We start from the raw sequence: 21124 nt of genomic DNA, 5'->3' as shown, positions 1-21124 counted from the left end.
GGATGGGCCGACACCGGCCCATCCCGCCCGGCGCCTGCCGTCCGCGCACTGATCTTTAGGATTCCACTGTGTTGCGTTATCTCTTGAACCGGCTGATCGGGCTGGTGGCCGTGATGTTCATCGTCGCGACCATCGTGTTCGTGATCATCCGCGTCACGCCCGGCAACCCCGCGGCCGTGATGCTCGGGCCCCAGGCCAGCCAGGCGGACATCGCCGCGCTGGAACATCAACTGGGGCTGGACCGCCCCCTGCCCGTGCAGTACGTCTCGTGGCTGGGCAAGCTGGTGCAGGGCGACCTGGGCCAGTCCATCTTCATGAACAAGCCGGTGCTGTCGGCGCTGGCCGATCGCGCAGAGCCGACCCTGCTGCTGACGCTGATGTCACTGCTGATCGCCACCGCGATCGCATTGCCGGTGGGCATCTTGTCGGCGGTCAAGCGCGGCACCACGCTGGATCAGTCGGTGCTGTCGTTCTCGATGTTCACGTCCAGCGTGCCCAGTTTCTGGCTGGGCCTGCTGCTGATGCAGCTGTTCTCGGTGAAGCTGGGCTGGCTGCCGGTGTCCGGCTATGGCGGCCCCGATGCCTCGCTGGCGACCCGCGTGTCGCACCTGATCCTGCCTGCCGTGGTGCTGGGCCTGGTGAATTCCGCGCTGATCACCCGCTTCATCCGCGCCAGCATGCTGGACGTGCTGCGCGACGACTACGTGCGCACCGCCCGAGCCAAGGGCCTGCCGGAAAGCAAGGTCATCCTGAAGCACGCCGTGCGCAATGCGCTGATCCCGATCCTGACAGTGCTGGGCTTGACGACCGCCCTGCTGATCAGCGGCGCCGTGGTGACGGAAACCGTGTTCGGCCTGCCTGGCGTAGGCAGCCTGGTGGTGTCGGCCGTGCTGCGCCGCGACTACCCCGTCATCCAGGGCGCGCTGCTGATCATTGCCGCGATCTACGTCCTGATCAATCTGTTCATCGACCTGCTCTACCTGCTGGTCGACCCCCGGGTGCGTTACTAATATGGCCATCGCAACTTCCCCAACTTCCGGCGTCGACCGCTGGCAGGTCTTGCGCCTGCTGGTGGCGCGCAAGACGGTGCTGATCAGCCTGATCGTCATCGTCGTGCTGGTGGCCGCCGCGCTGCTGGCCCCCTGGGTCAGCCCGTTCGATCCCTACAAGCTGTCGATCATGAACCGGCTCAAGGCGCCCAGCGCCACCCACTGGTTCGGCACCGACGACTTCGGCCGCGACGTGTTCAGCCGCGTCATCCACGGCGGCCGCCTGTCGCTGATGGTGGGCTTCTCGGTGGTGATCCTGTCCAGCGTGCTGGGCATTGCCCTGGGCCTGATCGCGGGCTTTTTCCGGTCGGCCGACAAGTTCGTATCGCGCCTGATCGACGCCATGATGGCGTTTCCCGACATCCTGCTGGCCATCTCGCTGGTGGCCGCGCTGGGCCCGTCGCTGGTGAACGTGGTGATCGCGCTGGGCATCGTGTACACGCCGCGCCTGGCCCGCATCGTGCGTGCCTCGACGCTGGTGATCCGCGAACTGCCGTTCGTGGAGGCCGCCCGCGCGCTGGGCGTCAGCACCTGGCGCATCGTCACGGTGCACGTGCTGCGCAACCTGCTGTCGCCCATCCTGGTGCAGGGCACCTTCATCTTCGCCTACGCGATCCTGGCCGAAGCCGGCCTGTCGTTCCTGGGCGTGGGCGTTTCGCCCGACATTCCCACCTGGGGCACCATGATCAACGCCGGCCAACAGTACATGGGTTCGGCCGACTGGATCATGATCTTCCCCGGCATCGCCATTGTCCTGTCCGTGCTGTCGCTGCAATTGGTCGGCGACGGACTGCGCGACGTCCTCGATCCGCGCCTGCGCAAGGAGCTGTAATCATGACCGCAAGCACCCGAGACGTCGTGCTGTCGGTGGAAGGCCTGAAAACCTGGTTCCACAGCCGCGACGGCATCGCCAAATCGGTCGATGGCGTCACCTTCGACCTGGCCCGCGGCGAAACGCTGGCCATCGTCGGCGAATCCGGCTCCGGCAAATCCGTGACCAGCCTGTCGATCATGGGCCTCTTGCCCAAGCCGGCGGGCCGCATCGAAGCGGGCAAGATCCGCTTTCGCGACCGCCGCGGACAAGAACATGACCTGGCCCAGGCATCGGCCTCGACCTTGCGCCGCATCCGCGGCGCCGAGATCGCGATGATCTTCCAGGAACCCATGACCAGCCTGAATCCGCTGTACACGGTGGGCGACCAGATCGCCGAGGCCGTGCTGCAGCACGAAGGCGGCTCGCACGCGGCGGCCATGAAACGCGCCCGCGAGATGCTGGACCGCGTCGAGATTCCGGCGGCGGACAGGCGCGTGAACGAGTATCCGCACCAGATGTCGGGCGGCATGCGCCAACGCGTCATGATCGCGCTGGCGCTGGCTTGCAACCCGGCCGTGCTGATCGCGGACGAACCCACCACCGCGCTGGACGTCACAGTGCAGGCGCAGATCCTGGACCTGCTGCGCCGGCTGCAGGCCGAGATGAACATGAGCATCCTGTTCATCACGCACAACCTGGGCGTGGTGGCCGAGATCGCGCATCGCGTGGCCGTCATGTACGCCGGCCGCGTGGTCGAGGACGCCGGGGTCTACGACCTGTTCGAAAAGCCTACCCATCCCTATACCCGCGGCCTGCTCTCGTGCCTGCCGACCGCGGCGCTCCTGGCCTCGGGCGAGCGCCTGCGCGCCATTCCGGGCAACGTGCCCAGCGTGCTGTCGCTGCCCGCCGGCTGTACGTTCGCGCCACGCTGCGAGCTGGCCGACGACAATTGCCTGCGCGCCGTGCCCGACCTGGTGACGGTGCAGGACCAGCACCGCGCCCGCTGCATCAAGGTGACTCCGCTATGACCGCAAGCCCCCAGCCCATCCGCGCTGCCGACCCGCTGGTGCGCATCGAGGACCTGAAGGTTCATTTCCCTACGTCGCAAGCCCGCAACGCCCCGGTGGTGCGCGCCGTGGACGGCGTCAGCTTCGACGTGCCGCGCAACACCATCGTCGGCCTCGTGGGTGAATCCGGTTCCGGCAAGACCACCACGGGCCGTGCCCTGCTGCGCCTGTTCGCCCCCACCGCCGGCCGCCTGCTGTTCGACGGCCAGGACATCACGAACCTGACCGAAAAGCAGATGCTGCCCTGGCGCCGCCGCATGCAGATCGTGTTCCAGGACCCCTACGCCAGCCTGAACCCGCGCATGACGGTGGCCGAGATCCTGGGCGAAGCGCTGGATACCCACCGCCTGGCCCAGACGCGGCGCGATGCGCGCATCGGCGAATTGCTCGAGCGCGTCGGCCTGAACGCCGACCACAGCCGCCGTTATCCCCACGAGTTCTCGGGCGGCCAGCGCCAGCGCATCGGCATCGCCCGGGCGCTGGCGGTCGAGCCCGACTTCATCGTGGCCGACGAGCCCGTGTCGGCGCTGGACGTGTCGGTGCAGGCGCAGGTGCTGAACCTGCTGCAGGACCTGCAGCGCGACCTGGGCCTGACCATGCTGTTCGTGGCGCATGACCTGGCCGTGGTCGACTACCTGTGCGACGAAGTCGTGGTGATGTACCTGGGCCGCGTGATGGAACGCGGGCCGACCAGCGAGGTCTATGCCAGGCCGCGCCACCCCTACACCCGCGCGCTGCTGTCGGCCGCCCCCGTGCCGGATCCGCGCGCACCGCGTTCGCGTATTCTGCTCAAGGGCGACATCCCCAGCCCGGTCAACCCGCCGTCGGGATGCGTATTCCGCACCCGCTGCCCGCACGCCATCGAGGCCTGCGCCACCACCGAAGCGCGCGACGTCAATGTCGGGCCAGGTCACTTCGCGGCCTGTTCGCGCCTCGGCGACCCCGAGCTGGCCGCGTAGGGGCACACGCCCGCCCGAATCGATCCAGGAATTGCACATGAACATCATCCGCGACATCGTCTTCCAGATCCGCAGCCGCCGGGACGACCTGAGCGTGACCGAGCGCAAGGTGGCCGACGCCATCCTGGACAACATCATCTGGAGCGCCAGCGCCACCGTCGACCAGCTGGCGGCCAAGGCCGGCGTCAGCATCGCCACGATCTCGCGCTTTGCCCGCACGGTCGGCTGCGACGACACCCGTGACCTGAAGATGAAACTGGCCCAGGCCAGCACCGTGGGCAGCCGCTTCCTGGACCAGAATGCCCCGGCCGAGGAAAGCACCTTTTACGCACGCATCTACGCCGACATCGAAAGCACGCTGCGCGCCCATCTGCCGACCTTCACCGAGCCGCTGTTCGAGGCCGCCGCGTCCATCGTCGACGGGGCCCGCATGATCTACGTGTTCGGCATGGGCGGCGCATCGGCCGTGCTGGCGCAGGAAGTGCAGTCGCGCCTGGTGCGCCTGGGTTACCCCATTGCCGTCTACAGCGACGCCGTGCTGCTGCGCATGGTCGCCGCCACGCTGGACGAACGCGACGCGGTGCTGGTCCTGTCGGCCTCCGGCCTGACCCCGGAAATCGTCGGCGCTGCCCGCATCGTCAAGCAGTACCGTGCGCGCCTGGTCGCCATCACCGACGCCACCTCCGAGCTGGCCCAGCTTGCCGACGTGGTGCTGCCGATCCGCACGGACGAAACCGACTTCATCTACAAACCCTCGGCGTCGCGCTACGCGATGATGCTGGCCATCGACCTGTTGTCCACCGAACTGGCCATGCTGAACCAAGAAGAAAACCGCGAACGCCTGCGCCGCATCAAGCTGGCACTGGACGAACACCGCGGCGGCCCCAACCGGCTGCCGCTGGGCGATTGAACCTGGAAACCATGATGTACGACACCCTCATAGGCAACGTCCGCGTGCTCGACGGCTCGGGCGGCGCCGACTACGTCGCCAGCGTTGCGCTGGCCGACGGCCGCATCGCCGCCATCGGCGACCTGCCCGGCGCCCAGGCGCGCCAGGTCATCGACGGCACCGGCCTGGCGCTGGCCCCCGGCTTCATCGACGTCCACACCCACGACGACACCAACGTCATCCGCACCCCCGGCATGCTGCCCAAGCTATCGCAGGGCGTGACCACCGTGGTCGTGGGCAACTGCGGCATCAGCGCCTCGCCCGTCTCGCTGCGCGGCGATCCGCCTGACCCGATGAACCTGCTGGGCCAACGCCAAGACTTCGCCTACCCGACCTTCGCCGCCTACACCCGCGCCATCGAAGCCGCGCAACCGGCGGTGAACGTCGCCGCGCTGGTGGGCCACACCGCCCTGCGCAACAACCACATGGACCGCCTGGACCGCGCGGCCACCCGCGACGAAGTCCTGGCCATGCGCGAACAACTGCGCGACGCCCTGGCGCACGGCGCCATCGGCCTGAGCACCGGCCTGGCCTATGGCTCGGCCATCGAAGCCGACACCGCCGAAGTCAAATTGCTGGCCGAGGCCCTGGACGAATTCGGCGCGCTCTACACCACCCACCTGCGCTCGGAATTCGCCGCCATCCTGGAAGCCATGCAAGAGGCCTTCGACATCGCCCTGCACGCCCGCGTGCCGGTCGTGGTGTCGCACCTGAAATGCGCCGGCGCCGGCAACTGGGGCCGCACCAGGGAAGTGCTGTTCAAGCTGGAAAACGCCGGCCGCCTGCAACACGTGGGCTGCGACTGCTACCCCTATTCCGCCAGCTCGTCCACGCTGGACCTGAAGCAAGTCACCGACGAATTCGACATCGACATCACCTGGTCCGTGCCGCACCCTGAACAGGCGCGCCGCAAACTCGCCGCCATCGCCGCCGACTGGGGTGTCAGCCTGCTCGAAGCCGCCCAGCGCCTGCAACCGGCCGGCGCGGTCTATCACAACATGCACGAAGACGACGTGCGCCGCGTGCTATCGCACCGCCTGACCATGGTCGGCTCAGACGGCCTGCCCAACGACCCCATGCCGCACCCGCGCCTGTGGGGCGCCTTTCCCCGCGTGCTCGGCCACTACAGCCGCGATGTCGGCCTCTTTCCCCTGGCCGAAGCCGTGCACAAGATGACCGGCCTGTCCGCCGCCCGCTTCGGCCTGGCCGAACGCGGCCTGATCCGCCAGGGCTTTCACGCCGACCTGGTGCTGTTCAACCCCGACACCATCATCGACCGCGCCACCTTCGCCGCCCCCGTCCAGACCGCCGCCGGCATCGAAGCCGTCTGGGTCAACGGCGCCCTGTCCTATCACCAGGGCCAGCCCACCGGCGACCGCGCCGGCCGCTGGCTGCCACGCAACGGCGACCTGCGCGCAAGCTTCGCCGCTTCCACCCCTTCTCTCTAGGAGCCCCACATGAGCAACGCACCCACCCCCGACAACAACGGCATCACCCGCTACGGCGTCGCCGGCGGCACCGGCCAAGGCGGCTCCCACATGCCCTTCGCCCGCGCCGTCGCCGCCGACGGCTGGCTCTACGTGTCGGGCCAGGTCCCCATGGAAAACGGCGAAGTCATCGAAGGCGGCACCGTCGCCCAATGCCACAAAGCCATCCAGCAAGTCCTCGCCATCCTGAAAGAAGCCGGCTACGGCCCCGAACACGTCATCCGCTGCGGCGTCTGGCTGGACGACGCCCGCGACTTCCCGTCGTTCAACAAGGTGTTCAAGGAATACTTCGGCAATAACCCGCCCGCACGCGCCTGCGTGCAGTCCCCCCTGATGGTGGACGCCAAGGTAGAAATAGACTGTGTAGCGTATAAGCGCCCGTGACCTGAGCCTCACGCTGCGCAAGCGCGCAGCGCCAACGCCACGACGCAGCACACTGCCGAAGCCCCAAAAGGCCGCCCGCGCGGCCGGCCTGGGGCAAGCGACGCAAACCTCTCCCCATCCCCCCGGCCTGACAACGCCCCAATTCTCCGAAGACGTAGCCCGTCACGGGTTGGGCGTAGGGGTGCGCGCCGTTAGATGCGCCCGAGGGAATTCGAAGGGAGCCGCAGGCGGACGAGAATGACGAAGGGGAAGTCCGGAGCGAAGGCTCCGGACCGCAATCGTAGGCGCGCACCCCTGCGCCCAACCCGTGACGGGCGGCCTACAAAGAAGCCCCGCCACCAGAAATCAATCAGGCCGCGCCCAGTCGCGCGCAGCGACAAACCAGATCACATCTTGACGACATCAACGCCCTTAGGCGCCACAAACTGAAATTCCTTATCCGCCAACTTAGGATTAGGCACAATCCCGGAAAGATCCACCCGCGTCGTCTGCCCAAAGGAATCCAGCAATTCGACTCGAACGGGCAGATTGTCCTTCATCCCGATATCGACCCGCGAAAACCCCGCATCCGCAGTCCGCGGCTTGGCCCGCAACCAATCGACCCCGTCCTTGGACGGCAACGCAGACACATCAAACGACTGCTCCAGCGACCCCGACCCGAACAAGATAGCCGCCGGCGACGTGCCAATGGCCGCGTCCACCTTGCGCTCGGTCACCTGCGCCAGATCAGGATCGAACTGGAACACCTGACGACCATCGGAAATCACCAGTTGCTCATAGGGCTTTTGCACCGCCCACTTGAACTTCCCCGGCCGCTGGAAGGAAAACACCCCCGTCTGCGCCGGTTGCGTACGTCCCTGCGTATTCACCGTGTACTGTGAAAAAGACCCCGTCGCCGCCGTCACCGTACTGACGAACGCGCGCAACTGCTCCTGCGCGCTGGCTGCCACGGCCGAAACCGGAACCAGCGCGGGAGCCACGCAAAAAGCCAGGGCAGCGGCCAGGCCGCGAAACGTCTTCATCATGCTTCCTCTCGAGCGGCGGCAGCGGCGGGAACCAGGATCTCCCGGTTGCCATTGGACTGCATCGCCGACACCATACCCGATTGTTCCATCTGCTCCAGTAACCGCGCCGCACGGTTGTAACCAATGCGCAAATGACGCTGCACCAGCGAGATCGACGCGCGGCGATGCTTGAGCACCACCTCGCAGGCCTGGTCGTACATCGGGTCGGACTCGGCGTCGCCGCCGATGCCCGTGACGCTGCTCGCGCCTTCGCCGCCGTCGCCATCCAGCCCGCCTTCCAGCAGCCCTTCGATGTAGTTGGGTTCGCCCTGCGCCTTCAGGCTTTCGACCACCCGATGCACTTCATCATCGCTGACGAAGGCGCCGTGCACACGCACCGGCAACCCCGTGCCCGGCGGCATGTAGAGCATGTCGCCCTGCCCCAGCAGCGTTTCAGCGCCCATCTGGTCAAGAATGGTGCGCGAATCGATCTTGGACGACACCTGGAACGCGATACGGGTCGGGATGTTGGCCTTGATCAGGCCGGTGATCACATCCACGCTGGGGCGCTGCGTCGCCAGGATCAAATGGATGCCGGCCGCGCGCGCCTTCTGAGCCAGGCGGGCGATCAGCTCTTCGATCTTCTTGCCCACCACCATCATCAGGTCGGCCAGCTCGTCGATGACCACCACGATGGTGGGCAGCGGCGCCAGCGGCTCGGGCTGGTCCGGGGTCAGCGAGAACGGATTGGGGATCGGTTCTTCGCGCTTGATCGCGTCGCGGATCTTGGTGTTGTAGCCGGCCAGGTTGCGCACGCCCATCTTGCTCATCAGGCGGTAGCGTTTTTCCATTTCGCCCACGCACCAGTTCAGCGCATTGGCGGCCTGGCGCATGTCGGTGACCACCGGGGCCAGCAGGTGCGGAATGCCTTCGTAGACGCTCATTTCGAGCATCTTCGGGTCGATCAGGATCACGCGCGTGTGGGATGCATCCGCCTTGTAGAGCAGCGACAGGATCATGGCGTTGATCCCCACCGACTTGCCCGAACCGGTCGTACCCGCCACCAGCAAGTGAGGCATCTTGGCCAGGTCGGCCACCACCGGGTTGCCGGCGATGTCCTTGCCCAGCGCCATGGTCACCACCGAATGGCTGGCGTGGTAGGTCTGCGACCCCAGGATCTCGGACAGCCGGACCATCTGGCGACGCGGATTGGGCAGTTCCAGGCCCATCAGGTTCTTGCCCGGAATGGTTTCCACCACCCGGATGCTGACCAGGCTGAGCGCGCGGGCCAGATCCTTGGCCAGGTTGACGATCTGGCTACCCTTCACGCCGGTGGCCGGTTCGATCTCATAGCGGGTGATGACCGGGCCGGCCTGCGCCGCCACCACGGTGACGGACACGCCGAAGTCGGCCAGTTTCTTTTCGATCAGGCGCGACGTGAACTCGATGGTCTCGGCCGATACGGTTTCCTGGTTGGCCAGCGGCGGGTCCAGCAGGCTGATGGCCGGCAGGTCACCCTCGCCGCCCGACGGGGCAAAGAACAGCGATTGCTGCTTTTCCTTTTCGACGCGCTCGGACTTGGGCACCACGGTAATCGCGGGTTCGATCCGCACCGGTTGCTCGTGGACCAGTTTTTCCTGCTTGGCCACCACTTGCTCGGTACGCACGGCCTTGGCCACCTCACCGACCTTGCGGTCCTCGCGGGCAGCGTAGGAATTGCGCACGCGACGCACCATGCGTTCCATCCAGGAACCCACGCGCTCGGCCACGGTCAGCCACGAAAACGAGAAGAACAGGCTCAGGCCGATCGCCAGCATGACCAGAAAAGCCAAGGTGCTGCCGGTAAAGCCAATGCTGCGGCTGGTCAGCTCGGCCAGCGTGTGGCCGATGACGCCACCCGCGCCGCTGGCGTTTTCCGAGGCGCCCGGCAAGTGGGTGCCGCGGCTGGCCAGGCGCAAGGCTTCCATGCCCAGCGAACCGAACAGCAACAGGAAAAAGCCGATGCCCTCTTCCCAGTGGACGCGCGGCAACACTTCGGGCTGTTTACTATTGGTAACACGAAGATGGCTGGCCAGGCGGCGGTAGCCCGCCCGCACCCGATGCAGCAGCAGGATCACCCACCACCAGGCCGAGAAACCAAACAGATAGAGCAGGATATCCGCCAGGTAGGCACCCAGCGTTCCACCCTTGTTATGAATCGCGCCGGCGGGGACGGAATGCGACCAGCCGGGGTCGGCCGCGCTCCAGGTGGCCAGCACCAGCGTGAGCCAGGCCGCCAGGGCGGCGAAGAGAATCCAGCGGGCCTCGCGCAGCAGCGCGGAAATACGCGTCTGCAGGGGCGATGGCCCGTTACGGGTGTTGCGCGAAGCGCGCGGAGAAGCAGTCGAGATACGCGGCATGCGGCTCATTATAATTGGGCGTTAACCTAAAGATACCCGCCCATGTCCACGCCTACGCACGCTAAAGTTTTGATACTCGGTTCCGGCCCTGCCGGTTACACGGCGGCCGTCTATGCGGCACGCGCCAACCTGAGCCCTGTTCTTGTTACAGGTCTGGCCCAAGGCGGCCAGCTCATGACCACCACCGACGTCGACAATTGGCCGGCCGACGCCGATGGCGTGCAGGGCCCCGACCTGATGCAGCGCTTCCAGAAGCACGCCGAACGCTTCAACACCGAAATGCTGTTCGACCACATCGCCAAGGTCGACCTGTCCAGGCGTCCGTTCACCCTCACGGGCGATACGGGCAAGATCTACACCTGCGACGCCCTGATCATCGCCACCGGCGCCTCGGCCAAGTATCTGGGCCTGCCGTCCGAAGAAGCCTTCATGGGCCGCGGCGTGTCCGGCTGCGCCACCTGCGACGGCTTCTTCTACCGCAACCAGGACGTGGTCGTGGTCGGTGGCGGCAATACCGCCGTCGAAGAAGCCCTGTACCTGTCCAACATCTGCCGCAAGGTCACCCTGATCCACCGCCGCGACAAGTTCCGCGCCGAGCCCATCCTGGTGGACAAGCTGATGAGCAAGGTCGAAAACGGCAACATGGAACTGAAGGTGTTCCACACCCTGGAAGAAGTGCTGGGCGACGACAGCGGCGTCACCGGCGTACGAGTGCGACACGTCGATACCGGCGCCACCGAAGACCTGAAGGTCACCGGCGCCTTCATCGCCATCGGCCACCAGCCCAACACCGAAATTTTCCAGGGCCAGCTGGAAATGAAAGACGGCTACATCGTCACCAAGAGCGGCCTGTCCGGCATGGCCACCATGACCTCCGTCCCGGGCGTGTTCGCCGCCGGCGACGTGCAGGACCACGTCTATCGCCAGGCCATCACCAGCGCCGGCACGGGCTGCATGGCCGCCCTGGACGCACAACGGTGGTTGGAGAATGCGGGGCAGTAAGGTCGGCCAGGCCGACCTGAAACGCCTGAAGAAAGATCTCCAGGCCGAGCAAGAGCGCGCCGCCCTCGCCCAGCGGGTGGCGGCGCTGAAAAAGCCCGCGGCCGCCGCGTCGCCGGATGCCGATCCGGCCGACGACCTGGCCGCGTTCCGGCGCACCATGCAGTCGGTCAAGCCGATCAAGCATGCGCCCCGCGTCGAGCACAAGCCCGCGCCTGAGCCCGCCCCGGCCCTGCGCCGCGCCAATGCCCTGGGCGAAACCCCGCACCGCGCCGACGCCGGGGTCTCCGACGGTGGCGAGATCACGCATCTGCTGTCCGAAGGCGGCACCGCCTTCGTACGCAGCGATGCCGCTCCCGACACCGCACGCAACCTGCGCCGTGGCCAGTGGCGCGCCGGGGCCGAGCTCGACCTGCACGGTCTGCGCGTGGAGCAAGCGCGCCACGCCCTGCTGTCGTTCCTGGACGAATGCCAGGAACACGGCATCCGCTGCGTGCGCGTCGTGCACGGCAAGGGCTATGGTTCGGAAGGGCTGGAGCCTGTGCTGAAAGACAAGGCGCGCACCTGGCTGGTGCAAAAGAACGAGGTGCTGGCGTTTTCCGAAGCGCCTGAACGCGAAGGCGGCGCCGGCGCCCTGCTGGTGCTGCTGCGCCAATCCGAAGGACCGCGCAAATGAAGTGGCTCTACCTCGGCATCGCCATCATCGCCGAGATCTTCGCCACCAGCGCGCTGAAAAGCTCCGACGGCTTTTCGCGCCTGGTGCCGTCGGTCATCACGGTGTTCGGCTACATGATCTCGTTCTATTTCCTGTCGCTGACGCTGCGCGAGGTGCCCGTGGGCATCGCCTACGCCATCTGGTCGGGCGTGGGCATCGTGCTGATCTCCATCGTCGGCGCGCTGTTCTTCAAGCAGCACCTGGACACCCCGGCCCTGATCGGCATCGGCCTGATCATCGCTGGCGTGGTGGTCATGAACGTCTTCTCGAAATCCGTCTCGCATTGACGGCCGCCCCGCGACGACTCGCGTGGTGGGGCGGGATGGCCCGCCTGGCCTGCCTGGGCTTATGCCTTGGCCTGCTGCTGGCGGGCAATGCCCAGGCGCGGGGTTTCGACCGCGCCGCCGAACTGCAGCGCTACCGCGCCTGGATGCAACAGTTCACGCAGGACATGGCCGCGCTGGGCGCTGCCCGCGCCCCGCTGACCGAATCGCAACTCGACGCGCTCTTTGCCCGCAGCGTCGTGCCAGGTTCGCGCGGCTCGGCCTTCGTCCGCGAGGCCTTCACCCGCCCGGCGGGCGACCATGCCTATCTGCCAGCCGACGGCCCGCAAGCCGTGACGATGGCCGTCCTGCAGAGCGCCATCCCGGCCGGCGAAGGCGGGCCCTACCCGGAAACGAATCCCGGTCTGCAAGGCCTGGACCTGACCGTCTGGTACCTGCACGTGGATGTGGGTGCCATGACCAACGACTATCTGGAATCGCCCGCGAATTTCTCGCCCTACCGCCTGCCGCCCCCCGGCAAGCTGGAGCGCAACGCGTTTCCTTTCGTGCTGATGGATACCCGTGGCAAGGCCCTGCGCCTGGGCGGTGTCAGCCGTGAACTGGCGGGCTTGATCGCCTACCTGCAACATGCCGCCGCGTACTGATTGCTGGCACCCGCCCCTGGCGCTGGCCGCGCTATTGCTGCTTGCGGCGTCGAGCCCCGCGCAGGGCGCCTCCGTTTGCCGGCCGCTGGCGCAGGGCGACCGCGAAACCCTCGTCGCCGATATCGCATTGGACGACACCAACACGCTGCTCGGCCTGGACGGCTCGCGCATCAAGACCTGGCAACCGATGCTGGGGGTGCAGACGGGCCGCCGCGCCACTGCCTTCCTGTGGGCCGAGCGTGTGGACTGGTCGGTCTATCCCGCAGCCCCCGGCGCACGCATCGGCCAGACCATGCTGCGCGTTGAGCGGGGTGCAGACGGCGCCAGACACCTGTGCGCCATCGCCACCTATTCATCGCGCGTCGTCGCACAGGCACTGGCGGCGTCCGACGCAGCGCTGCCGCCGCCCGACACCGAAACCCGGTTCCGCTACGACGACGCGGGCCGCCTGAGCGGCTACGACGTGCTGACCCGCCCCTGGGATGGCGCCCGGGTTCCCCCGGTCCGCCATTGCGTGCGCTACGATCCCCACGGCTGGCTGGCTGAAACCGCCACCGGCGCTTGCGACGCCCAGCCCCAGCCGCAAGCCCGCTACGTGCATGATGCCGCCGGACGCTTGCTGCGCGTCATCTCCTATCTTGAGGGGGGCATTGCGGGCCAGGAGCAGGCCCGCGACATCACGGTTTACGATGCGCAGGGCCAGGCGGCGGCGCGCTACAGCCGCCAAGCCATCACCCTGGCCGACGAATCCACCGTGCTGGGCCCGCCCCATCGCGCCCTCGCCACTTCCCACCCCGTGCTGGTGCTGGAAGGACCTGCATGGCGCTCCCCTTCCCTGGATTCCTACCACTACGACTGGGCGATGGTGAGGTCTGAGGACAGCGACGCCGGCGCACTGTATGAGGCCAAACGGAACCCGGCCAGGGTGCTGGCCAGCGGTAACAGCGGCAATGGCAGCGCCTTCGCCATGACGGCCACCCAGCGCCGGCGCATCTGGGACACCGCCCGCCAGCATCCGGGCCATGTGCATTGGTTATGGGCGCCCGGCCAGATCGCCACAGTGATCGCTGCGATGCCCGGGGCGGCATGGGACGCCTGCGCCGATCCCTCGAACCGGCGCCCTGACGCCTGCGCTGCCCGCTAGTTGTTTTCGATCTGCGGCTTGGGCGCGCCCGGATTGCGCAGATAGTCCACCAGCGCCAGCGTGGCGCGGTCGGGGGGCGGCGTCAGCAACGACACCACGATGATGGTCAGAAACGCCACCGGCGCGCCGAACACGCCCGCCGCGATCGGCTGGATGCCCCACCACAGGTCCACCGGCTGCGTGCGCGAAATGCCCAGCACCCACTCGCGCAGCCACGGATGCGTGTGCGTCATATAGGCGAACGTCACCGCCAGCCCGGCCGCCATGCCCAGCGTGGCGCCCCATTTGTTGGCGCGGCGCCAGAACACGCCCATCACCAGCGCCGGAAAGAACGACGAGGCCGCGAACGAGAACGCCGCCGACACCATGAACAGGATGTCCGCCGGCTTGCGCGCGGCCACCCAGGCCGCCCCAAAGGCCACCACCAGCAGCAGGATCTTTGACACCATCACCCGCCGCGCGGCCGACATGCGCGGCGACACCATCCGGTACCACATGTCGTGCGACAAGGAATTGGACAGCGTCAGCAACAGGCCGTCAGCGGTGGACAGCGCAGCGGCCAGGCCACCCGCCGCCACCAGCGCCGAAATCACGTAAGGCAGCCCGCCGATCTCGGGCATGGCCAGCACCACGACATCCGCACCGATGCTGATTTCACTGAGCTGCACCACGCCGTCGCGGTTGATGTCGGTGACGTCCAGCAGGTTGCTGTCCACCGCGCTCCAGGCGTGGACCCAATTGGGCAAGCTGAGAAAATTCGAGCCCACCACCTGCGTGTAGACCTCGTACTTGACCAGCAGCGCCAGGGCCGGCGCCATGAAGTACAGCAACAGGATGAACAGCAGCGACCAGCACACCGACTTGCGCGCCTCGACCACCGACGACGTGGTGTATGACCGCATCAGGATGTGCGGCATGCCCGCCGTGCCCAGCATCAGGCACAGCACCAACGCCAGGAAGTTGATGCGCATGTTGCGCCGCTCGTCGGGGTCCTTGGACGGAAACGGCTCGGCGTGGGGCGTCAGCGGCGCGGCGCGCGCCTCGAAAGAGGCCTTGGCCTGTGACCAGGCGATCCGCGCTTCGTCGACATTGGGTGGGAACGCAGCCAGCTCCCGTTCGACCGAGCGGATCTCCACCATGGGCGCGTCGCCCGCGTTCAGTTGTGCCAGACGGCTGCGCAGCTTGTCCTTTTCCAGCGTCCAGGATTCGGGCAGGTCGCGCACCCGCTGCGCCATTTCGTCGGCGCGCTCCTGCCAGAGCCGACGCACTTCGATCTCGGCCGGGTCGTTCTGCAGGTAGACCTCTTTTTCCGTCACCTGCTGCAGCACCGCGCCGGCTGACAGCTGGGGGACGGGCATGTCGGTGTGCTTGATGGACAGCCACACCACCGGCACCAGGTAGGCGATGACCAGAATGATGTACTGCCCCACCTGCGTCCACGTGACGGCGCGCATGCCGCCCAGGAACGAACAGACCAGCATGCCGCCCAGCGCCACGAAGATGCCCAATTCGAACGAAATGCCGGTCATGCGCGTGGTAATGATGCCCACGCCGTAGATCTGCGCGACCAGGTAGGTGAACGAGCAGAGAATGGCGCAGGCCACGCCCGCCAGCCGCGGCAGGTTGCCGCCATAGCGCGCGCCCATGAAATCGGGAATGGTGTATTGGCCGAAACGCCGCAGGTAGGGCGCCAGCAGCATCGCCACCAGCACGTAGCCGCCCGTCCAGCCCATGATGTAGGCCAGACCGCCATAGCCCGTCAGGTAGAGCGTGCCGGCCACGCCGATGAACGAGGCCACCGACATCCAGTCGGCCGCGGTCGCCATGCCGTTGTAGATGGCGGGCACCCGCCGCCCCGCCACGTAGTATTCGACCTGGTCCGAGGTGCGGCAGACGATGCCGATCCCCGCGTACAGGCTGACCGTGACCAACAGGAACACGTAGCCGATCCAGTTGCGGGGCAGGCCCAGTATCTCGGCCAGCGCCATCAGCAGGATCATCAGCGCGAAGCCCGCCGTGTACAACACGTAGATTCGGCGCAGCCGGATGTTGAGTTCCTGGGGGGTATCTCCGCCGAAAGGCATCAGCGGTTCCCCTTGGCCTCTTCGGCGCGGCGATCCTCGCGGTTCATGATCCGGGCGTACACCGCGATGAGGATCAGGTAAGCCAGCGGTGCCCCGTAGGCCGCCATCCAGAACGAGAACGGCCAGCCGATGAAGTCGAACGACAGGCCACGAGCGAAATAGGACGGAATGAAGGTCAGCGCGGCCCAGACGACCAGCAACAGCACGATCAGCCAGACGTTGCGGCGCCAATAGCGGGTGGGAACGGACGTCGGGGAGGAAACGCGGGATTCGGGCATAGCTCTAGCGTAAGCAAGACCTGGCGAATATCGCGAAACGCAGCGCGAGAAAATCCGGAGCTGATGAAATGCGGGATTTTTATGCGACAACGGCCGGCACTGCCTGGTGCCAGCCGTTGTGCGTTTTGCTTTTTTTGAGTACTGCTACTTTTTTTATGTACCGGTGCCGCCGGTAATTGCCCATGCAGGGCTTTGTCTCCTCACCTGCATGGGAAGAGATTCTGCACCAGATGCGGGAATGCCACACTAGGGGAATGCCCTAATTCGGCGCATTCATTTACATATTACTTGCACCATTATGGTGCTATTTTAGTTCCGCGTTCCAAATGTTGGGATTTTTACGCTGGAACCGCGGGTTTTCCGCCCCCCTCGGCTCACCCGCAAACGCCCGATATTGAGCATGCCTCAAAAAAAGCGGCGCACGCGACGCCCCGCGCCCACTTCCGGGCATCGCTCCCGGCCGCACCTTGCCATCATGGCGCCCGTTCAGCGCCCCGCCATTGTGCCGCGCCGCTTTTACGTTTCGTTTACACCCCCCCACCAAAGCTATACCCCGTTTTTACCCCCTGCTCCGTAACCTGCCGGTGTCCTGATTGGTCACACCGCCCGCGCGGTTCGCATCCCCCATGCCGCGCTGGCCCGTCGTTCGAAGGGAGCCAGGCTCCCGGGAGGAAAAACGTGGATGCCATCTATATCGCCGTCTTCGCCGCCATGGCCGGGCTGACCCTAGCCCTGGTCGCATTCTGCGAAGCCTTGTCTTCGGGAGAGCAACCATGACCTGGCTCTATTGGCTGAGCGGCGTCACGGCCGCCCTGCTGTTCGTGTACCTGCTGGTCGCCCTGTTCAAACCGGAGAAGTTCTGATGACTGCCGAATTCGTCGGACTGCTGGTCGTGTACCTGGCAGTCCTGCTCGCGATCTCGCCCTTTCTGGGGCGCTATATCCGCATCGCCATGGAAAACGGGCAATCCCGGCTGACCGCCTGGGGCCGCCCGCTGGAACGTGGCATCTACCGCCTTGCGGGTATCGACCCGCAGGCCGAAATGGGCTGGAAGCGCTATGCGCTGGCCGTTCTTGCCTTCAACGTGCTGGGCGTGGTGGTGGTGTATGCCCTGCAGCGCGTCCAGGGCATGCTGCCGCTGAACCCGGCCGGCCTGGGCGCCGTCTCGCCCGATTCTTCGCTGAACACTGCCATCAGCTTCGTGGCCAACACCAACTGGCAAGGCTACGGCGGCGAATCGACGATGAGCTACCTGACGCAGATGCTGGCGCTGACGGTGCAGAACTTCGTCTCGGCCGCCACCGGCATCGCCGTGCTGTTCGCGCTGATCCGCGGACTGGCCCGCCACTGCTCGGCCACGCTGGGCAACTTCTGGGCCGATATGGTCCGCTGCACGCTGTACGTGCTGCTGCCCCTGTCGCTGGTGCTGGCACTGGCGCTGGTCAGCCAGGGCGTCATCCAGAACCTCAGTCCCTACCAGGAAGTGCAGACGGTCGAAGCCTTGCATTACGACCAACCGCGCGTGGATGCAGAAGGCCAACCGGTGCTGGACGCCAAGGGCCAGCCGGTGACCGACCCGGCCGTGACCCAGACGCAAACGCTGGCGATGGGTCCGGTGGCATCGCAGGAGGCGATCAAGCTGCTGGGCACCAACGGCGGCGGTTTCTTCAACGCCAACTCCGCTCATCCGTTCGAGAATTCGACGGCGCTGTCGAACTTCCTGGAGATGCTGGCGATCCTGGTGATTCCCGCAGCGCTGTGCTTCACCTTCGGTGAAATGGTCGGCAACCGGCGCCAGGGCATCGCCATCCTGGCGGCGATGACCGTGCTGTTCGCGGTGTTCGCACTGACCACGGCCTATTTCGAGCAGCAGGCCAACCCCATGGCCGCACAGGCCGGAGCCGACAGCGCCATGACCGCGTTCTCGCCCGGCGGCAACATGGAAGGCAAGGAAACCCGGTTCGGCATCGCCGCCACATCGCTGTTCGCCACCATCACCACGGCGGCTTCCTGCGGCGCGGTCAACGGCATGCATGACTCGTTGACGGCCATGGGCGGCCTGTCGCCGATGCTGCTGATGCAACTGGGCGAAGTGGTCTTTGGCGGCGTCGGCTCAGGCCTGTACGGCATGCTGGCCTTCGCCATCCTGGGGGTCTTCATCGCCGGGCTGATGATCGGTCGCACGCCGGAATACCTGGGCAAGAAGATCGAGGCCTACGACATGAAGATGGTGTCGATCGTGATCCTGGCGACGCCGCTGCTGGTGCTGGGCGGCACGGCCCTGGCCGTCTCGGTGACGGCGGGCCAGGCGGGGGTGCTGAACCCCGGCATCCATGGCTTCTCCGAAATCCTGTACGCCCTCTCATCGGCCGCCAACAACAACGGCAGCGCCTTCGCCGGGCTGTCCGCCAACACGCCCTTCTACAACGTGCTGCTCGGCATCGCGATGTGGTTCGGCCGCTTCGCCATCATCGTCGCGGTGCTGGCGATGGCGGGCTCGCTGGCGGCCAAGCGCCGCCTGCCCGCCGGCCCCGGCAGCATGCCCACCACCGGCCCCCTCTTCGTGGTGCTGCTGATCGGTGCGGTGCTGCTGGTGGGCGCCCTGACATATGTGCCCGCGCTGGCCCTGGGCCCGGTCGCGGAACACCTGCAACCCTGAATGCAACAGGCTAGGAAAGAAAATGGCCAAGATTGATATGCCAACCCAAGGCGCCGGCGGCGGCGCCGTCCAAGCGCCGTCGGCTCCAGAGCAAGACCGCAAGTTCGGCATGTGGTCGAGCGCGCTCGTCGGCCCCGCCATACTGGACAGCCTGCGCAAGCTCTCGCCAGCGGCGCAGTTGAAGAACCCCGTCATGTTCGTGGTGTACGTGGGCAGCATCCTGACCACGATCCTGTGGGTCATGGCGCTGCGCGGCCAGGCCGAGGCCCCCGCGGGATTCATTCTCGCGATCTCGGTGTGGCTGTGGTTCACGGTACTGTTCGCCAACTTCGCCGAGGCGCTGGCCGAAGGTCGGGGCAAGCAACAGGCCGCCACCCTGCGCGGCCTGCGCACCACCATCAATGCGCGGCTGCTCAAGGGCTTTCGCGACGAAGACGCCAGCCGCGCCCAGCCCGACCGGTGGCGCAACCAGGCGGTCAGCCAGGCCTCGGGCCTGCTGCGCCGCAATGACGTGGTGCTGGTCGAAGCCGGCGAAACCATTCCGGGCGACGGTCAGGTAATTGCGGGCGTGGCGTCCGTGGACGAAAGCGCCATCACCGGCGAATCGGCCCCCGTCATCCGCGAATCGGGCGGCGATTTCTCGTCGGTCACCGGTGGCACCCGCGTGCTGTCCGACTGGATCTTCGTGCGCATCGCCGCCGATCCGGGTGAAAGCTTCCTGGACCGCATGATTGCCATGGTCGAAGGCGCCAAGCGCCAGAAGACCCCCAACGAGCTGGCCCTGACCATTCTGCTGGTCGGCCTGACGGTGGTGTTCCTGCTGGTGGTCGCGACCCTGATGCCGTTCTCGATCTATTCGGTGTCGGCGGCAGGCGGCGGCAGCGCCGTCACGGTGACGGTGCTGGTGGCATTGCTGGTGTGCCTGATCCCCACCACCATCGGCGGCCTGCTGTCGGCCATCGGCGTGGCGGGCATGAGCCGCATGATGGGCGCCAACGTCATCGCCACCTCGGGCCGCGCGGTGGAAGCCGCGGGCGACGTCGACGTGCTGCTGCTGGACAAGACCGGCACCATCACCTTCGGCAACCGCCAGGCTTCCACCTTCCTGCCCGCGCCCGGCGTCTCGCCGCGTGAGCTGGCCGATGCCGCCCGGCTGGCCTCGCTGGCCGACGAAACACCCGAGGGCCGCAGCATCGTGTCGTTGGCGGACAAGTCCATCCACGCGCCGGCCCACCATGCGGCGGACGCCGAGTACGTGCCCTTCACCGCGCAATCACGTATGAGCGGCGTGAACCTGAAGGACCGCATGATCCGCAAAGGCGCCGTCGACGCCGTGCAGGCCTGGCTGGCCGCACAGGATGCCGTGGTGCCCGAACAGGTGCTGCGCCTGGCGGAAGACGTGGCGCGCCGCGGCAGCACCCCGCTGATGGTCAGCGACGGCAACCGTGCGCTGGGCGTGGTCGAGCTCAAGGACATCGTCAAGCCGGACATCCAGTCGCGCTTCGCCGAACTGCGCCGCATGGGCATCAAGACGGTGATGATCACCGGCGACAACAAGCTCACCGCCGCGTCCATCGCGGCCGAAGCCGGCGTCGATGACTTCCTGGCCGAAGCCACGCCGGAGGCCAAGCTGAAGCTGATCCGCGCCTACCAGGGCGAAGGCCGGCTGGTGGCGATGACCGGCGACGGCACCAACGACGCACCGGCGCTGGCGCAGGCCGACGTGGCGGTGGCGATGAACTCGGGCACGCAGGCCGCCAAAGAGGCCGGCAACATGGTGGACCTGGACTCCAACCCCACCAAGCTGATCGAGATCGTCGAAATCGGCAAGCAGATGCTGATGACGCGCGGCGCCCTGACCACGTTCAGCGTCGCCAACGACGTGGCCAAGTACTTCGCCATCATTCCGGCCGCGTTCGCCACCGTGTATCCGCAACTGAACGTGCTGAACATCATGGGCCTGGCCACGCCGGCCTCGGCCATCCTGTCGGCCGTGATCTTCAACGCGCTCATCATCATCGTGCTGATCCCGCTGGCCCTGAAAGGCGTGCGCTACCGGCCGCTGGGCGCATCCGTCCTGCTGCGTCGCAACCTGCTGATCTACGGGCTGGGCGGCCTGCTGGTGCCCTTCGTCGGCATCAAGCTGGTCGACATGGTGCTGGCCGCCCTGGGCTGGGTCTGACCCATGCCTGTCACTGGAAAGGA

The 21124-nt window shown here is 66.6% G+C and carries 19 protein-coding genes; 15 read left to right on the top strand and 4 right to left on the bottom strand.

Annotated elements, in window-relative coordinates; genetic code table 11:
* Nucleotides 1-68 precede the first annotated feature (68 nt).
* Genes AC6LJ2_RS00795 through AC6LJ2_RS00765 form a run of 7 tightly spaced genes read left to right on the top strand, consistent with a single transcriptional unit; the run spans nt 69 to nt 6709 of the window.
* Nucleotides 69-1010, top strand: coding sequence for an ABC transporter permease (locus tag AC6LJ2_RS00795; protein WP_025136906.1), 942 nt, complete (start codon nt 69-71; stop codon nt 1008-1010).
* 1 nt (nt 1011) lies between these two features.
* Nucleotides 1012-1881 carry an ABC transporter permease gene (locus AC6LJ2_RS00790; RefSeq protein WP_025136905.1) on the top strand — a complete coding sequence of 290 codons (870 nt, stop codon included), beginning with the start codon at nt 1012-1014 and terminating at the stop codon, nt 1879-1881.
* Between the two features lie 2 nt (nt 1882-1883).
* Nucleotides 1884-2891, top strand: a complete 1008-nt coding sequence (locus AC6LJ2_RS00785; RefSeq protein WP_263910262.1) for an ABC transporter ATP-binding protein — start codon at nt 1884-1886, stop codon at nt 2889-2891.
* Nucleotides 2888-3889, top strand: coding sequence for an ABC transporter ATP-binding protein (locus AC6LJ2_RS00780; protein WP_263910261.1), 1002 nt, complete (start codon nt 2888-2890; stop codon nt 3887-3889). The genes AC6LJ2_RS00785 and AC6LJ2_RS00780 overlap by 4 nt, the downstream gene beginning before the upstream one ends.
* A gap of 37 nt (nt 3890-3926) precedes the next feature.
* A complete protein-coding gene (locus tag AC6LJ2_RS00775; protein ID WP_498150532.1) occupies nt 3927-4799 on the top strand; it encodes a MurR/RpiR family transcriptional regulator in 873 nt (290 codons plus the stop codon).
* A gap of 14 nt (nt 4800-4813) precedes the next feature.
* Nucleotides 4814-6286 carry an N-acyl-D-amino-acid deacylase family protein gene (locus AC6LJ2_RS00770; protein WP_498150553.1) on the top strand — a complete coding sequence of 491 codons (1473 nt, stop codon included), beginning with the start codon at nt 4814-4816 and terminating at the stop codon, nt 6284-6286.
* A 9-nt stretch (nt 6287-6295) separates the two neighbouring features.
* Nucleotides 6296-6709, top strand: coding sequence for a RidA family protein (locus tag AC6LJ2_RS00765; RefSeq protein ID WP_498150531.1), 414 nt, complete (start codon nt 6296-6298; stop codon nt 6707-6709).
* Between the two features lie 386 nt (nt 6710-7095).
* Here AC6LJ2_RS00765 and lolA read toward each other — a convergent pair whose 3' ends face one another.
* Together lolA and AC6LJ2_RS00755 are read right to left on the bottom strand one after the other, a co-directional pair.
* On the bottom strand, nt 7096-7731 hold the full coding sequence (lolA, locus tag AC6LJ2_RS00760) for an outer membrane lipoprotein chaperone LolA (RefSeq protein ID WP_445659132.1): 636 nt from the start codon (nt 7729-7731) through the stop codon (nt 7096-7098).
* Nucleotides 7731-10112, bottom strand: a complete 2382-nt coding sequence (locus tag AC6LJ2_RS00755; RefSeq protein ID WP_498150530.1) for a DNA translocase FtsK — start codon at nt 10110-10112, stop codon at nt 7731-7733. The genes lolA and AC6LJ2_RS00755 overlap by 1 nt, the downstream gene beginning before the upstream one ends.
* 42 nt (nt 10113-10154) lie before the next feature.
* On the opposite strand from AC6LJ2_RS00755, the gene trxB reads away from it, so the two are divergent.
* Genes trxB through AC6LJ2_RS00730 form a run of 5 tightly spaced genes read left to right on the top strand, consistent with a single transcriptional unit; the run spans nt 10155 to nt 13898 of the window.
* Nucleotides 10155-11114 carry a thioredoxin-disulfide reductase gene (gene trxB / locus AC6LJ2_RS00750; RefSeq protein WP_263914642.1) on the top strand — a complete coding sequence of 320 codons (960 nt, stop codon included), beginning with the start codon at nt 10155-10157 and terminating at the stop codon, nt 11112-11114.
* Nucleotides 11101-11787, top strand: coding sequence for a Smr/MutS family protein (locus AC6LJ2_RS00745; protein WP_175190870.1), 687 nt, complete (start codon nt 11101-11103; stop codon nt 11785-11787). Before trxB ends, AC6LJ2_RS00745 begins: the two co-directional genes overlap by 14 nt.
* On the top strand, nt 11784-12113 hold the full coding sequence (locus tag AC6LJ2_RS00740) for a DMT family transporter (RefSeq protein ID WP_263914643.1): 330 nt from the start codon (nt 11784-11786) through the stop codon (nt 12111-12113). The genes AC6LJ2_RS00745 and AC6LJ2_RS00740 overlap by 4 nt, the downstream gene beginning before the upstream one ends.
* A gap of 35 nt (nt 12114-12148) precedes the next feature.
* Nucleotides 12149-12754: a hypothetical protein gene (locus AC6LJ2_RS00735; RefSeq protein ID WP_445658302.1), complete on the top strand. Its 606-nt coding sequence runs from the start codon at nt 12149-12151 to the stop codon at nt 12752-12754.
* Nucleotides 12738-13898: a hypothetical protein gene (locus AC6LJ2_RS00730; RefSeq protein WP_498150529.1), complete on the top strand. Its 1161-nt coding sequence runs from the start codon at nt 12738-12740 to the stop codon at nt 13896-13898. The genes AC6LJ2_RS00735 and AC6LJ2_RS00730 overlap by 17 nt, the downstream gene beginning before the upstream one ends.
* On the opposite strand, the gene AC6LJ2_RS00725 is transcribed toward AC6LJ2_RS00730, so the two are convergent.
* Complete coding sequence (locus AC6LJ2_RS00725; protein ID WP_498150528.1) at nt 13895-15982, bottom strand: sodium:solute symporter family protein; 2088 nt, start codon at nt 15980-15982, stop codon at nt 13895-13897. The two genes, AC6LJ2_RS00730 and AC6LJ2_RS00725, sit on opposite strands and share 4 nt — an antisense overlap.
* Nucleotides 15982-16260 (bottom strand): DUF4212 domain-containing protein, encoded by a 279-nt coding sequence (locus tag AC6LJ2_RS00720; RefSeq protein ID WP_263914647.1) that lies wholly within the window; start codon nt 16258-16260, stop codon nt 15982-15984. Before AC6LJ2_RS00720 ends, AC6LJ2_RS00725 begins: the two co-directional genes overlap by 1 nt.
* Nucleotides 16261-17033: 773 nt before the next feature.
* Here AC6LJ2_RS00720 and kdpF point away from each other — a divergent pair.
* The 3 genes from kdpF to kdpB are packed head-to-tail and all read left to right on the top strand — an operon-like array spanning nt 17034 to nt 21101.
* Nucleotides 17034-17123, top strand: a complete 90-nt coding sequence (gene kdpF / locus AC6LJ2_RS00715; RefSeq protein ID WP_042884659.1) for a K(+)-transporting ATPase subunit F — start codon at nt 17034-17036, stop codon at nt 17121-17123.
* Nucleotides 17123-18919, top strand: a complete 1797-nt coding sequence (gene kdpA / locus AC6LJ2_RS00710; protein WP_263914648.1) for a potassium-transporting ATPase subunit KdpA — start codon at nt 17123-17125, stop codon at nt 18917-18919. The genes kdpF and kdpA overlap by 1 nt, the downstream gene beginning before the upstream one ends.
* Nucleotides 18920-18941: 22 nt before the next feature.
* The gene (gene kdpB, locus AC6LJ2_RS00705; RefSeq protein ID WP_498150527.1) at nt 18942-21101 is read left to right on the top strand and encodes a potassium-transporting ATPase subunit KdpB; all 2160 of its coding nucleotides are present in this window, start codon (nt 18942-18944) and stop codon (nt 21099-21101) included.
* Nucleotides 21102-21124 lie beyond the last annotated feature (23 nt).

This window comes from Achromobacter sp. 1014246743 (assembly GCF_059760725.1).
Note: the sequence above shows the minus strand (reverse complement) of the source record. Positions and strands in the feature narration are given on the sequence as shown.

Bases quoted from the DNA above. Each gene is read 5' to 3' on its own strand.
- AC6LJ2_RS00770 (WP_498150553.1), top strand. From the start codon at position 4,814: ATGTACGACACCCTCATAGGCAACGTCCGCGTGCTCGACGGCTCGGGC.
- AC6LJ2_RS00780 (WP_263910261.1), top strand. From the start codon at position 2,888: ATGACCGCAAGCCCCCAGCCCATCCGCGCTGCCGACCCGCTGGTGCGC.
- AC6LJ2_RS00740 (WP_263914643.1), top strand. From the start codon at position 11,784: ATGAAGTGGCTCTACCTCGGCATCGCCATCATCGCCGAGATCTTCGCC.
- AC6LJ2_RS00790 (WP_025136905.1), top strand. From the start codon at position 1,012: ATGGCCATCGCAACTTCCCCAACTTCCGGCGTCGACCGCTGGCAGGTC.
- AC6LJ2_RS00765 (WP_498150531.1), top strand. From the start codon at position 6,296: ATGAGCAACGCACCCACCCCCGACAACAACGGCATCACCCGCTACGGC.
- trxB (WP_263914642.1), top strand. From the start codon at position 10,155: ATGTCCACGCCTACGCACGCTAAAGTTTTGATACTCGGTTCCGGCCCT.
- AC6LJ2_RS00775 (WP_498150532.1), top strand. From the start codon at position 3,927: ATGAACATCATCCGCGACATCGTCTTCCAGATCCGCAGCCGCCGGGAC.
- kdpB (WP_498150527.1), top strand. From the start codon at position 18,942: ATGGCCAAGATTGATATGCCAACCCAAGGCGCCGGCGGCGGCGCCGTC.
- AC6LJ2_RS00725 (WP_498150528.1), bottom strand. From the start codon at position 15,982: ATGCCTTTCGGCGGAGATACCCCCCAGGAACTCAACATCCGGCTGCGC.
- kdpF (WP_042884659.1), top strand. From the start codon at position 17,034: ATGACCTGGCTCTATTGGCTGAGCGGCGTCACGGCCGCCCTGCTGTTC.
- lolA (WP_445659132.1), bottom strand. From the start codon at position 7,731: ATGAAGACGTTTCGCGGCCTGGCCGCTGCCCTGGCTTTTTGCGTGGCT.
- AC6LJ2_RS00745 (WP_175190870.1), top strand. From the start codon at position 11,101: ATGCGGGGCAGTAAGGTCGGCCAGGCCGACCTGAAACGCCTGAAGAAA.
- AC6LJ2_RS00735 (WP_445658302.1), top strand. From the start codon at position 12,149: ATGGCCCGCCTGGCCTGCCTGGGCTTATGCCTTGGCCTGCTGCTGGCG.
- kdpA (WP_263914648.1), top strand. From the start codon at position 17,123: ATGACTGCCGAATTCGTCGGACTGCTGGTCGTGTACCTGGCAGTCCTG.
- AC6LJ2_RS00730 (WP_498150529.1), top strand. From the start codon at position 12,738: ATGCCGCCGCGTACTGATTGCTGGCACCCGCCCCTGGCGCTGGCCGCG.
- AC6LJ2_RS00755 (WP_498150530.1), bottom strand. From the start codon at position 10,112: ATGCCGCGTATCTCGACTGCTTCTCCGCGCGCTTCGCGCAACACCCGT.
- AC6LJ2_RS00785 (WP_263910262.1), top strand. From the start codon at position 1,884: ATGACCGCAAGCACCCGAGACGTCGTGCTGTCGGTGGAAGGCCTGAAA.
- AC6LJ2_RS00720 (WP_263914647.1), bottom strand. From the start codon at position 16,260: ATGCCCGAATCCCGCGTTTCCTCCCCGACGTCCGTTCCCACCCGCTAT.